The organism is Pseudomonas sp. 3-2 (genome assembly GCF_019710535.1).
GTDB classification, from domain to species: domain Bacteria; phylum Pseudomonadota; class Gammaproteobacteria; order Pseudomonadales; family Pseudomonadaceae; genus Aquipseudomonas; species Aquipseudomonas pharyngis.
Map to the genome: position 1 here is coordinate 5,885,410 of NZ_CP081200.1, position 12,460 is coordinate 5,897,869.

Below are 12,460 nucleotides of genomic sequence, written 5' to 3' on the forward strand. Positions count from 1 at the left end.
TTCTCCTGTTAGTGGGCGACAGCCGCAGCGCCGTGTTCGTCGATCAACGCACCGTTGTGGAAACGGTCGATGGAGAAAGGTGCGGCCAGCGGGTGCATTTCACCCTTGGCCAGGCTTGCGGCAAACACGTTGCCCGAGCCAGGTGTGGCCTTGAAGCCACCGGTGCCCCAACCGCAGTTGAAGAACATGTTCGGGACCGGGGTTTTCGAAATGATCGGGCACGCATCCGGCGTGGTGTCGACGATGCCGCCCCACTGACGGTTCATGCGCACTCGGGACAGCACCGGGAACATCTCGACGATCGCCTGGATGGTGTGCTCGATCACCGGGTACGAACCGCGCTGGCCGTAGCCGTTGTAGCCGTCGATACCGGCGCCGATCACCAGGTCGCCCTTGTCGGACTGGCTGATGTAACCGTGCACGGCGTTGGACATGATCACGCTGTCAATGATCGGTTTGATCGGCTCGGACACCAGTGCCTGCAACGGGTGCGACTCGATCGGCAGACGGAAACCGGCGAGCTTGGCCATGTGCCCGGAGTTACCGGCGGTGACCACGCCGACGCGCTTGGCGCCGATGAAGCCCTTGTTGGTTTCAACACCGATGCACACGCCGTTTTCCTTGCGGAAACCGATCACTTCGGTCTGCTGGATCAAGTCCACGCCGAGGGCGTCGGCGGCACGGGCAAAGCCCCAGGCCACGGCATCGTGACGGGCCACGCCGCCGCGACGCTGAACGGTCGCGCCCATCACCGGGTAGCGGGTATTTTTCGAGCAATCGAGGTACGGGATTTCGTCCGCGACCTGCTTGGCGTTGAGCAGTTCGCCGTCGACGCCGTTGAGGCGGTTGGCGCTGACCCGACGCTCGGAATCACGGATGTCCTGCAGGGTGTGGCACAGGTTGTAGACGCCGCGCTGGGAGAACATCACGTTGTAGTTCAGGTCCTGAGACAGGCCTTCCCACAGTTTCATCGCGTGTTCGTACAGGTGCGCCGACTCGTCCCACAGGTAGTTGGAGCGAACGATGGTGGTGTTGCGCGCGGTGTTACCGCCACCCAGCCAGCCCTTCTCGACCACGGCCACGTTGGTGATGCCGTGCTCTTTGGCCAGATAGTAGGCCGTCGCCAGACCGTGCCCGCCGCCGCCGACGATGACCACGTCGTAGACCTTTTTCGGGGTCGGCGTGCGCCACATGCGCTGCCAGTTTTCGTGGTGGCTGAGGGAGTGTTTGAAGAGGCCGAAGCCCGAATAGCGTTGCATAGTCATGTACTCCAGAACGCTCAGCGATAAACCGGGAAGTCAGCGCACAGGGCCGAAACCTGCTGGGCGACGTTGGCCTCGACATCGGCATCGCCGAGGTTGTCGAGGATGTCGCAGATCCAGCCGGCCAGCGTCACGCACTGGGTCACCTTGAAGCCGCGAGTGGTCACCGCCGGGGTGCCGATGCGCAGGCCGGAGGTCACGAACGGCGACTGCGGGTCGTTCGGTACGGCGTTCTTGTTGACGGTGATGTGCGCGCGACCAAGTGCGGCGTCGGCGTCCTTACCGGTGAGGCCCTGACGGATCAGGCTGACCAGGAACAGGTGGTTGTCGGTGCCGCCGGACACTACATCGTAGCCACGTTTGATAAATACGCTCGCCATCGCCTGGGCGTTGTCGATCACTTGTTGCTGATAGGCCTTGAAGCCCGGCTCCAGTGCTTCCTTGAAGCACACGGCTTTACCGGCGATGACGTGCATCAACGGGCCGCCCTGGGCGCCGGGGAATACCGCGGCGTTGAGCTTCTTCTCGATTTCTTCGTTGGCCTTGGCCAGGATCAGGCCGCCACGTGGACCGCGCAGGGTCTTGTGCGTCGTGGTGGTGACCACGTCGGCGTACGGCAGCGGGTTCGGGTACAGACCGGCAGCCACCAGACCGGCAACGTGGGCCATGTCGACGAACAGCAGCGCACCGACCTTGTCGGCGATCTGACGGAAGCGCGGGAAGTCGAGGGTTTTCGAGTAGGCCGAGAAACCGGCGACGATCATCTTCGGTTTGCACTCGACGGCCAGACGCTCGACTTCGTCGTAATCGATCAGACCGGTCTTGGTGTCGATGCCGTACTGCACGGCGTTGTACAGCTTGCCCGAGGACGACACCTTGGCGCCGTGGGTCAGGTGACCGCCGTGGGCCAGGCTCATGCCGAGAATGGTGTCGCCCGCTTGCAGCAGCGCCAGGTACACGGCGCTGTTGGCCGAGGAACCGGAGTGCGGCTGGACGTTGGCGTAATCGGCGCCGAACAGTTGCTTGGCGCGTTCGATGGCCAGGGCTTCGACCTTGTCGACGTGCTCGCAGCCACCGTAGTAGCGCTTGCCCGGATAGCCTTCGGCGTATTTGTTGGTCAGGCCGCTGCCTTGCGCTTGCATCACGCGTTTGCTGGTGTAGTTCTCCGACGCGATCAGCTCGATGTGATCTTCCTGACGTTGCTCCTCGGCATTCATCGCCGCCAGCAGTGCATCGTCGTAACCCTGGATCTGGTCTTGCTTGCTGAACATCGCGTCTCTCCCAGCGGCATCTGTGCGCCATTCGTCTCGGTAAGGCACGGCGTTCAGCCAATGCCCTTTGATGCGATGGTATGGCCGGCGCAGGGAGGTCAAATGCCTACGGACGCCACGCAAAGGTGCGTTTACGACATGGCGGCGGCGACGGACTCAAACAAGCAGCTGGCGCAAGGCCAGAAGAACCATGAAATGCGCGGGATAGAGCGCATACGCCCAGCGCCGCATGGGTGGCGCGTGGAGGCAAGTGGCGTGTCGCAACAGGAACATTCCGAGCAGTGGCGCGATCAGGCAGGTCGCAATCCCGAGGATGGCGACGAAGTTGCCGAACTGCGCGGATTCGTAGAGCACCCGCCATTGATTAGCGGCCAGACACAGCAGGCCCGGCAACAGGCTGAAAAACCAGGGTTTGCGAAACACCAGCAACATCGCCAGCGGCAGCAGGACACCGAACAAACCGAACATCAGTCGCTCCGGGAACAGCGCGGCCACCAGCAAAGCACTGACGCCCAGCAGTCGCGAAATCAGCGCTCGATCCTGCCAGCCCCGCGCCACCAGCAGGCCCAGCGCCAGCGTCGGCATCACGTTCAACGTGTCGGGCTCTGGAATGTACAAACGGTAGGGAATCTCGCTGAGCAGACTGAACAGCAACAACCAGCCCAGATAACGCCATTCGGTCTTGCGCGCGCCGTCCCGTGCCAGGTTCGCCGCCATCGCCAGACAGAACCACGGGAAGGCCAGCCGTCCCGGCCCATACAGCCAATCGGCGCTGATCCCGACATATCGCAGGTGATCGAGCAGCATGCTCAGCAACGCCAGCCACTTGAGCAGATCGAGTGCGCCGTCACGCTGGCTCAGGTGCATAATCGGCTCGCATCCCTGTAATGTTCTGACAGCGACATCCCGTGTGCTCCCCGGATGATCTTCGGTAAAGTGCGCACCATCATTGACCAACGGAGCGCCACAAGCGCGCCGACCACGGAAGCCGGCCATGACCGACAAGAGCCAACAATTCGCCAGCGACAACTATTCCGGTATCTGCCCTGAAGCCTGGGCTGCCATGGAACAGGCCAACCACGGCCACCAGCGCGCCTATGGCGACGATGAATGGACAGCCCGCGCCTCGGATGATTTCCGCAAGCTGTTCGAGACCGACTGCGAAGTGTTCTTCGCCTTCAACGGCACCGCCGCCAACTCGCTGGCGCTGTCATCGCTGTGCCAGAGTTACCACAGCGTGATCTGCTCGGAAACCGCCCACGTCGAAACCGACGAATGCGGCGCACCGGAATTCTTCTCGAACGGCTCGAAATTGCTGATCGCCGGTACTGAAAACGGCAAGATCACCCCGGCCTCGATCCGCGAAGTCGCCCTCAAGCGCCAGGACATCCACTACCCGAAACCGCGCGTCGTGACCCTGACCCAGGCCACCGAAGTCGGCAGCGTCTACACCCCGGAAGAAGTCCGCGCCATCAGCGACACCTGCAAGGAGCTGGGCCTGAACCTGCACATGGACGGCGCGCGTTTCTCCAACGCCTGCGCCTTCCTCGGCTGCTCGCCGGCAGACCTGACCTGGAAGGCCGGCGTCGACGTGCTGTGCTTCGGCGGCACGAAAAACGGCATGGCGGTGGGTGAGGCAATCCTGTTCTTCAACCACAAACTGGCCGAAGACTTCGACTACCGCTGCAAACAGGCCGGGCAACTGGCCTCGAAAATGCGCTTCCTGTCGGCGCCGTGGGTCGGCATCCTGGAAAACGACGCCTGGCTCAAATACGCCCGCCACGCCAACCACTGCGCGCAACTGCTGGCCGAACTGGTCAGCGATATCCCGGGCGTGGAACTGATGTTTCCGGTCCAGGCCAACGGCGTGTTCCTGCAGCTCTCGGAACCGGCGATTGCCGCCCTGACCGCCAGGAACTGGCGCTTCTACACCTTCATCGGCAAAGGCGGCGCCCGCTTCATGTGCTCGTGGGACACCGAAGAAGAACGCGTACGCGAACTGGCGCGCGACATCCGCGAAGTCATGTCGGCCTGATTTATCCCTTCCTCCCCCTTCTCCTGATCGTTCCCACGCTCTGCGTGGGAACGATCAGGCTCCCTCCCGTTTCAGCTCCATCGTCTACATTGTCTGTCGAGCCATCGCTCACATAACAATAAGCAGGAGCTTGCGCATGTCGCTAAAAGGCAAAACCTTGTTCATCACCGGCGCCAGCCGTGGCATCGGGCGTGAGATTGCGCTGCGGGCAGCAAAGGACGGGGCCAATATCGTGATCGCGGCCAAGAGCGCCGAGCCGCACGCCAAGTTGCCCGGCACCATCCATAGCGTCGCCGCGGAAGTCGAAGCGGCCGGCGGCAAGGCACTGGCGCTGCAACTGGATGTGCGTGATGAAGACGCAGTGCGACAAGCGCTGGCCCAGGCCAACGAACACTTCGGCGGAATCGACGCACTGGTGAACAACGCCGGGGCGATCAAGTTGACCGGTGTGCAGCACATCGAACTCAAGCGTTTCGACCTGATGCATCAGATCAACACCCGCGCGGTGTTGCTGTGCAGCCAGGCCGCCCTGCCCTATCTGAAAAAATCCTCCGGACACATTCTCAACCTGTCACCGCCGCTGAATCTGGCCAGCAAATGGTTCGCGCAATACAGCCCTTACACCGTGACCAAGTACGGCATGAGCATGCTGACGGTGGGCATGAGCGAGGAATTCGCCAACTACGGGATCAGTGTGAATTCGCTGTGGCCGCAGACCATGATCGCCACGGCGGCCATCGAATTTCAGCTGGGCAATCGCGAGTCGTTCAAGCATGCGCGCACGCCAGCGATCATGGCGGATGCGGCGCATGTGATTTTGAGCAGCAGCGGGCGGCGGATTACCGGGCGGTTGTTGATTGATGAGGAGATTTTGCGGGAGAGCGGCGTGACCGAGTTCGATCATTACCGCTTTGAGCCGGGGAGTGATGCGAAGTTGATGACAGACCTGTTTATCGACTGAGCATTTTCAGAAACGACCTACGCCAGGGCCTACATAAACCAAACAGGCCTCGCCATAGACTGCCGACTCCATTTTCGAGGAGCGCAGACTATGGCGAACCCTGCCTACATGACCATCACCGGCAAGACCCAAGGCCTTATTTCAGCCGGATGTTCGACGCCGGAATCGGTCGGCAACAAATACCAGACGGCCCATACCGATGAAATCATGGTGTTCGCCCTGAGCCATGAAATGCGCCGCGACGCCAATCTGGGAAAACCCGTCCACCGGCCGGTCATCATCACCAAAGCGGTCGACAAATCTTCCCCATTGCTGGCTCAGGCGCATTCGAACAGCGAAGAACTGGACTGCACGATCAGCCTCTACCGCACTTCGCCCCAAGGGCAGCAGGAAAAATTCTATTCGATCACCCTCGACGGGGCGGTTCTCGCTGAACTGTCGCAGGATGTGCCGCACGTGATTCTGCAAAATGATGCCCAGCCTCAAGAACAACTGGCCATTCGTTACCGCGGCATCAGTTGGGTACACCACATTGCAGGCACCACTGGCTATACCTCGTGGGGCGAAGCGGGTTGAGTTCACGGCAGCATGATCTGTGCGATGTGCAGGACGCCGCCGGCAACCTGCTTGGACAGGCACTGACCATCGGAAACCGTCATCTGGCATTTGGCATTGCACGTGTGCAATTCCATCAACAAGTCGCGTACTTCGCCAAGCAAATTACCGAGGAGGTAGCGGACGGACGCCTCACGCCGCAGCAAGGGATCAATTCGCTTGCGCAGGAACAACGAAACCTGTTGATCCAGTCCCGAGCCCTGCAGCAGAACAGACACGGCACGCTCACCGGCGCGGCCAGGACACCACGCTTGTCGATGCTTCCACATGCCGCAGCAAACCCCGATCCGCAACGTTTACTACGGGCCGTTCGCCAGCAGAATCTGAGAGTGAAGCGCCTGAACTCAGCCCCGCTCTCATCTGTGCATCCAGTCAACGACTTGCGATTCTTCCCCCGCGAACACTGGCCCCAGGAATTGCCGGCACCGGAGGAGCCCGGGTTCTACATCGTGCCCAAAAGCCTGCCCGCCGAGAAACTGCAGGCGCAACTGTTTCCGTCGCCCAATCCGAATGTCATCGCCAAATTCAAAAGCCTCAATCAGCTGGACGACGTGGTGAAAGCCGGAACGCTGATTGTCCTGAGCGACCCGAACAATCAGCAATGCACCTATGAAGAATCATTGCTGATGGAAACCGCGCACATCGTCAGCATGGCGCTGGAGCCGCTGACGCTGGAAGAAGCTGATTTCATGGCGCAACACCACGGCGTTATTCAGAGTGCACTTTCAGTTGAATCGAAAGTGATAGGCGTCACCACGGCCATGGCGGCCAATTATCTGGATGGAATAAAAAACGCGCTTCAAGAAATCGAAAACTTGCATACCAAAACCCTCAACGCGAATGGCAGCCTGAACTCAAAAGCGTTTAAAAAACAACGTACACAGCTGCTTAACAAGCTGGATAGCCGACTCACCGACTTCACCAAAATAACCATTGGCCTGCCTGATCACCCGAACCTCAAAGCAGCCCTCGGCATTGATCATCCGCACCTGGTGCATCGATGGAGAAAGGCTGGCGGCATCGGCCAGAACCCGGGATATGCCACTCATATTCAAGCCGTCACCAAGGCATCGCGATATGTCAAATATGGAGGTTGGATTGGCACCGCTGTGGGAGGTAGCGCATCGGCAGTGAAGGTTCAGGATGTTTGCTCAAATGGCAGCATTGAAGCGTGTGAAAAGGTGAAGTTCACGGAGACCGGTAGCTTTTTGGGTGGAGTGGGTGGCGGAATGGTTGCCGGCGCGCTCGTGAGCTTAACGGCCTCAACGATCTGCGTAGGAGTTGGTCTCCCGACTGGCGGACTCGGTACTGCCCTTTGTGCTGCTCTATTGGCAGGAGTCGGAAATTACGCGGGCGGGACTTTGGGCGAAAAAGGCGGCGAGCAGGTCGCGGAGAAAGTATACGAGGCTGCTAAATGATTCTTTGCATTACAGAGAAAATATTGTTGTTGATCGGCATTGTAGATTTCATCGGTATATTTACGCTGATAGGCGTGATGTTGTATGTCGCCAAAACAAAAACCGAAACCATATTAAGCCACCTAACAAACAGTTCAATTTCGAGCAAAATAACAATGCTTTGGCACGGAGGACCTTGGGGCAGAATTTACATGATGGGAGAAGTGTTCGCCATCATGAGAAGCCCTGCGATTTATATTCATACCGGAAAGCTTTGCGCGAAAGACTTTGAAAACTTCCCACGAAAACTTAGAAAAAAATTAATTACCTTATACAGACTCGTATTCATTTTTTACGCAATCATGATATGCCTGGGGTTAGTCGCATACATAGAAGATATGCAAGACATCGCAATAAACCCAATAGTAATTATGACAATAGTGAGCTTCACAGGTCTGTTATTAGTAAATGGAATTTTGCTTTATGTCGCCAAAAGAAGACTAGAAATAATCCTTACCAGCCTTAAACACAGCTCGATCACCTCGTCTCTGTTCATGCTATGGCAAGCGGGCTTGGGGGGGCGAATTTATATGTTGGGAGAGATTTCTGGCATCCTAAAAAACCCTTCACGGTATATTTCCCAAGGCAAAGTAAGCGCAAGAGACGTTAAGAATTTCCCACCGAAACTCAAACGCGACTTGCTTAAACTGAATAAATGCCAGCAAATATTTGGCTTTACGTTCGTGGGCTTTGCCTTGCTCGCCATGTCCGGACTGATTTGAAATCGCATTTTCCAGGCGATTTCCTCAAAGAGGAGATCGCCCTAAGTGCAAACCTACTCAAAACTCGATACGAACATCCCCCTTCGGCACACTGCAGCAAGAAAGAATGTACCCCTCCGCCTCGTCGTCCTCGGTGATCCCGCCGTTGTGATCCATCTCCACCTCGCCGCCCAGCTTGAGCACCTTGCACGTCCCGCAGATCCCCATGCCGCAGGCTTTCGGGATCATCAGGCCGACCTTGGCAGCCGCCGCATGCACGGTCTCGCCCGGGGCCACGCGGATGCTCTTGTCCGAAGAGGTGAATTCCACCAGGTGCAGATCCGCCGCCGGGACTTCCGGTGCTTCCGCTGCTTGTTCGGCCTGTTCCACCGCGTCGGCACGAGCTTCCGGCGGCGTGGCGCCGAAGGATTCCTCGTGATAGCGCTTCATGTCATAGCCGGCGTTTTCCAGCAGGCGCTTGACCGCGGTCATGTACGGCGTCGGGCCGCAGCAGAAGACTTCGCGCTCGAGGAAGTCCGGCACCATCAGTTCCAGCATCTTGTGGTTGAGGTAGCCGCGATAGCCGGCCCACGGCTCGCCCAGCCCATGCTTTTCGCAGATCAGGTGCAGGCTGAAGTTGTCGATCCGCGACGCCATGTGTTCCAGCTCGCGGTGGTAAATGATGTCTTTCGGCGAACGGGCGCTGTGGATGAACGTCATGTCGACGTTGCCGTTGGTGTCGTAGAACCAGCGCGCCATCGACATCACCGGCGTGATGCCGACACCGCCGCTCAGGTACAGCACTTTCGGGCTCGGGAAATCGATGGCGTTGAACAGCCCGACCGGCCCGTGCACCGCCAGCTCCTGGCCTTCATGCAGCGTGTCGTGCAGCCAGTTGGACACCTTGCCCCCCGGCACGCGCTTGATGGTTACCGAAAAGCTGTACGGCACCGACGGCGAGCTGGAGATGGTGTACGAACGCATGATCGGCTGGCCTTCGATTTCCAGCTCCAGGGTCACGAACTGCCCGGGCTTGAAGAAGAACAGGATCGGCTGGTCGGCCATGAAACAGAAGGTGCGCACATCCCAGGTTTCCTGGATGACTTTGACGCAACGGACGATGTGTCGGCCATTGGCCCAGGTCTGGGTGGTGACCGGATTCAGGAAGCTGTTCGACATGCTGTTCTCCACGGCCGACTGTCGGCCTTCATGTGGCGATTCTGCGTATAGCGCGAACGCCCCGTTTACCTATCCGCGACATTCACATACTTATCGCGACCAGCCCCCAACCACCGGGGGTTGCGCGTCGGGAACAGATTGCACCATGTCGCCCATGGATAAGGTTCCGGGCAGCGGCGGCCCCACACTCGCCCCAACACAAACAGATTCTTTACACCTTGCGTAGCACCCCTTAGCCGCACACCCGATCAGCCACTTTCGCGGCCACGCAGATGGCCTTGAGGATTACATCGATGGACACCGCAAAAATCAGCCTGGGCGACCCGCTGGAACCCGCACGCAAGGCCACCGCACAAATGCTGCAGGAACGGGAGCGCACCTATTCGCTGCCGCAACCGTTCTACAGTGACGAGCGCCTGTTCGATATCGACATGCAGGAGATCTTCCAGAAAGAGTGGTTGATCGCCGGCATGACCTGCGAGATCCCGGCCAAGGGCAACTACATCACCCTGCAGATCGGCAAGAACCCGATCATCGTCATTCGCGGCGCCGATGGCGTGGTGCACGCGTTCCACAACGTCTGCCGCCACCGTGGCTCGCGCCTGTGCACCAGCGACAAGGGCAAGGTCGCCAAACTGGTCTGCCATTACCACCAGTGGACGTATGAGCTGGACGGTCGCCTGCTGTTCGCCGGCACCGAAATGGGTGCCGATTTCGACATGAAGCAATACGGCCTCAAACCGGTGAACGTGAAGACTGCCGGCGGCTACATCTTCATCAGCCTGGCGGAGAACCCGCCGGCCATCGATGACTTCCTGTCGACCCTGAACCACTACATGGAACCGTATGACATGGAAAACACCAAGGTGGCGGTGCAAACCACCTTGATGGAAAAGGCCAACTGGAAACTGGTGCTGGAAAACAACCGCGAGTGCTACCACTGCAACGGCTCCCACCCTGAACTGCTGAAAACCCTGCTGGAATGGGACGACGTCACCGACCCGCGCGCCGATCAGGCGTTCAAGGATCACGTCGCCGCCTCCGCCGCTGCCTGGGAAGCCGAGAAAATCCCTTACGCCCACGCCAGTTTCGGCCTGCGCAACCGCATCGTGCGCATGCCGCTGCTCAAGGGCACCGTATCGATGACCATGGACGGCAAACAGGGCTGCGCCAAGCTGATGGGCCGGATCAAGAACCCCGATCTGGGCTCGATGCGCATCCTGCACCTGCCGCACTCGTGGAACCACTGCATGGGCGACCACATCATCGTGTTCACCGTGTGGCCGATCAGCGCCCAGGAAACCATGGTCACCACCAAGTGGCTGGTGCACAAGGATGCGGTCGAAGGCGTGGATTACGACGTCGAACGCATGCGCCAGGTGTGGGATGCGACCAACGATCAGGACCGTCGTCTGGCCGAAGAGAACCAGCGCGGGATCAACTCCACCGCCTACCAGCCGGGCCCGTACTCCAAGACCTATGAGTTCGGCGTGGTCAACTTCGTCGATTGGTACAGCGAGCGGATGCTGAGCAACCTCGGGGCCGAGCCTGCGCCGTATCTCAAAGGCGTGCCGGTCCAAGGCTAAGAGCATCGCTGGCAAGCCAGCTCCCACAGTTTTCATGGTGCTCACAACATTTGTGTACACCGAAGAACCCTGTGGGAGCGGCGGTGCGACGATTCGACTTGCTCGCGATAGCGTCCTTACAGACACCGCCTCACTTCGATGACCACCTCACACTGCCATCCTCACCAATAAACTCCTCGAAAATCTCCTCCCCCACCAACCTGATCTTCGCGTAGCCGTTCAACACCCGCAGCGGATAGTCCGGATCGTTGGCATCCTGCGTCTCCGAAAACAGCACCCGCGAATGCCCGTTCAGCTCGCTGGTGGTGCCGTAGGGAATCGCTCCATGCCCGGCACAGCGCGCGTGCAGCCCACCCTGCGGCGCATAGACGATGCCATTGTGCAGATGCCCCCAGTACCAGTAATCCGGCTCGCGCCCCAGTGCATCGCACACCGGTTGATACAGCGCGGTCTTGTTGTGCCCGGTGATGTCCAAGCCCTGATGGTGGCTGAGCACCATGAGTTTCTTGCGTTTGGGCAGGCTTTTCATCCACTCGATCTGCGGTTTGTTGAGGGTGCCGTCCATGTACAGGTTCATGACATCCGAGGCGTACGCGGTGTCCAGACCGACAATCAGCCAGTCGTCATTGATCAGGGCAAAGTAGCTGGTGCCCTGCTGCCCCGGAAAACGCGCGGCCAGTTCCTTGAAATAACCATGGGCGCCGCTGTACATCTCGTGATTGGAGTTGAGGGTGAACGAACCGTGGGTGCCCATCGGCCAGCCGGCCATGTCGGTGTCTTCCTGGGAGTGGGTGCCGGCGTAATAGACATCCCCCAGGTGAATGGTGAAATCGGCATTGGCCAATTGCATCTGGTTGGCCACCGACACCGCCGGCGCATGGCTGTTGAACGGCCCGGTGCCCCAGTCGCCGGCAATCGCCAGCGTCACCTCGCGATCCATGGTCACCAGCGCCGGATCGGTGCCGAAGGTCGCGTGATGGCGCAGGTTCTCGATCCACTTCAGCAGCGCCTCGCTCCACAGCAGATCCAGCAGCTCCCATTTGCGGCAGCCCAGCAGCGTGCCGTCCTTGAGCACCTTGGTCTGCAGTTGATCGGGCGATTGCGGCAACGGCGTCGCATTGCCGATGCGCAGGATCGACAGGCCGTGGGACAACTCCCACGGCACCGCCGGTTCGTCGTCCGGCAGCTCGCCGTGCTTGAGCACGTATTGCGCCTGATCGTGACCGCGCTGGAGCAACTTGATGATGGCTTGAAACTCCTGCGGCTCCAGCTCGCTGATGAGCTTCATCCAGGCCATTTCGATGCGCGTGAACAACCCGTGCAGGCGCAGCTTGACCTTGTCGTATTCGTGTTTCAGATGACCGACCGCTGACATGGCGTAATCCTCTATCCG

The 12,460-nt window shown here is 59.4% G+C and carries 11 protein-coding genes; 6 read left to right on the forward strand and 5 right to left on the reverse strand.

The window, feature by feature from the left end; translation table 11 throughout:
• Positions 1-8: 8 nt before the first annotated feature.
• The 3 genes from K3819_RS26790 to K3819_RS26800 all read right to left on the reverse strand — a co-directional run bounded on the left by K3819_RS26790 (position 9) and on the right by K3819_RS26800 (position 3,400).
• Positions 9-1,259: a sarcosine oxidase subunit beta gene (locus K3819_RS26790; protein WP_003206307.1), complete on the reverse strand. Its 1,251-nt coding sequence runs from the start codon at positions 1,257-1,259 to the stop codon at positions 9-11.
• Positions 1,260-1,279: 20 nt separating this feature from the next.
• Entirely contained in the window at positions 1,280-2,533 is a 1,254-nt protein-coding gene (glyA, locus tag K3819_RS26795; protein ID WP_011336274.1) for a serine hydroxymethyltransferase, read from the reverse strand.
• 156 nt (positions 2,534-2,689) lie between these two features.
• A complete protein-coding gene (locus tag K3819_RS26800) occupies positions 2,690-3,400 on the reverse strand; it encodes a TraX family protein (RefSeq protein ID WP_085612978.1) in 711 nt (236 codons plus the stop codon).
• Between the two features lie 127 nt (positions 3,401-3,527).
• On the opposite strand from K3819_RS26800, the gene K3819_RS26805 reads away from it, so the two are divergent.
• The 5 genes from K3819_RS26805 (at position 3,528) to K3819_RS26825 (ending at position 8,323) form a co-directional block, all read left to right on the forward strand.
• Positions 3,528-4,568 carry a low specificity L-threonine aldolase gene (locus tag K3819_RS26805; RefSeq protein WP_039768015.1) on the forward strand — a complete coding sequence of 347 codons (1,041 nt, stop codon included), beginning with the start codon at positions 3,528-3,530 and terminating at the stop codon, positions 4,566-4,568.
• Between the two features lie 136 nt (positions 4,569-4,704).
• A complete protein-coding gene (locus K3819_RS26810; RefSeq protein WP_221398233.1) occupies positions 4,705-5,529 on the forward strand; it encodes an NAD(P)-dependent oxidoreductase in 825 nt (274 codons plus the stop codon).
• A 90-nt stretch (positions 5,530-5,619) separates the two neighbouring features.
• Complete coding sequence (locus K3819_RS26815) at positions 5,620-6,105, forward strand: Hcp family type VI secretion system effector (RefSeq protein WP_108563425.1); 486 nt, start codon at positions 5,620-5,622, stop codon at positions 6,103-6,105.
• 26 nt (positions 6,106-6,131) lie between these two features.
• On the forward strand, positions 6,132-7,562 hold the full coding sequence (locus K3819_RS26820; protein WP_260329003.1) for a hypothetical protein: 1,431 nt from the start codon (positions 6,132-6,134) through the stop codon (positions 7,560-7,562).
• Complete coding sequence (locus tag K3819_RS26825; protein ID WP_085612981.1) at positions 7,559-8,323, forward strand: hypothetical protein; 765 nt, start codon at positions 7,559-7,561, stop codon at positions 8,321-8,323. Before K3819_RS26820 ends, K3819_RS26825 begins: the two co-directional genes overlap by 4 nt.
• 57 nt (positions 8,324-8,380) lie before the next feature.
• On the opposite strand, the gene gbcB is transcribed toward K3819_RS26825, so the two are convergent.
• A complete protein-coding gene (gbcB, locus tag K3819_RS26830) occupies positions 8,381-9,481 on the reverse strand; it encodes a glycine-betaine demethylase subunit GbcB (RefSeq protein ID WP_085612982.1) in 1,101 nt (366 codons plus the stop codon).
• Between the two features lie 293 nt (positions 9,482-9,774).
• Between gbcB and gbcA the strand changes: the two genes are divergently transcribed.
• Complete coding sequence (gene gbcA / locus K3819_RS26835) at positions 9,775-11,067, forward strand: glycine-betaine demethylase subunit GbcA (RefSeq protein WP_221398235.1); 1,293 nt, start codon at positions 9,775-9,777, stop codon at positions 11,065-11,067.
• Between the two features lie 130 nt (positions 11,068-11,197).
• On the opposite strand, the gene K3819_RS26840 is transcribed toward gbcA, so the two are convergent.
• Complete coding sequence (locus K3819_RS26840) at positions 11,198-12,442, reverse strand: metallophosphoesterase (protein WP_221398236.1); 1,245 nt, start codon at positions 12,440-12,442, stop codon at positions 11,198-11,200.
• Between the last annotated feature and the right edge of the window lie 18 nt (positions 12,443-12,460).

Excerpts from the sequence above, each read along its gene's own strand:
- glyA (WP_011336274.1), bottom strand. The coding sequence starts at position 2,533 with ATGTTCAGCAAGCAAGACCAGATCCAGGGTTACGACGATGCACTGCTG.
- gbcB (WP_085612982.1), bottom strand. The coding sequence starts at position 9,481 with ATGTCGAACAGCTTCCTGAATCCGGTCACCACCCAGACCTGGGCCAAT.
- gbcA (WP_221398235.1), top strand. The coding sequence starts at position 9,775 with ATGGACACCGCAAAAATCAGCCTGGGCGACCCGCTGGAACCCGCACGC.
- K3819_RS26790 (WP_003206307.1), bottom strand. The coding sequence starts at position 1,259 with ATGCAACGCTATTCGGGCTTCGGCCTCTTCAAACACTCCCTCAGCCAC.
- K3819_RS26840 (WP_221398236.1), bottom strand. The coding sequence starts at position 12,442 with ATGTCAGCGGTCGGTCATCTGAAACACGAATACGACAAGGTCAAGCTG.
- K3819_RS26800 (WP_085612978.1), bottom strand. The coding sequence starts at position 3,400 with ATGCACCTGAGCCAGCGTGACGGCGCACTCGATCTGCTCAAGTGGCTG.
- K3819_RS26810 (WP_221398233.1), top strand. The coding sequence starts at position 4,705 with ATGTCGCTAAAAGGCAAAACCTTGTTCATCACCGGCGCCAGCCGTGGC.
- K3819_RS26815 (WP_108563425.1), top strand. The coding sequence starts at position 5,620 with ATGGCGAACCCTGCCTACATGACCATCACCGGCAAGACCCAAGGCCTT.
- K3819_RS26805 (WP_039768015.1), top strand. The coding sequence starts at position 3,528 with ATGACCGACAAGAGCCAACAATTCGCCAGCGACAACTATTCCGGTATC.
- K3819_RS26825 (WP_085612981.1), top strand. The coding sequence starts at position 7,559 with ATGATTCTTTGCATTACAGAGAAAATATTGTTGTTGATCGGCATTGTA.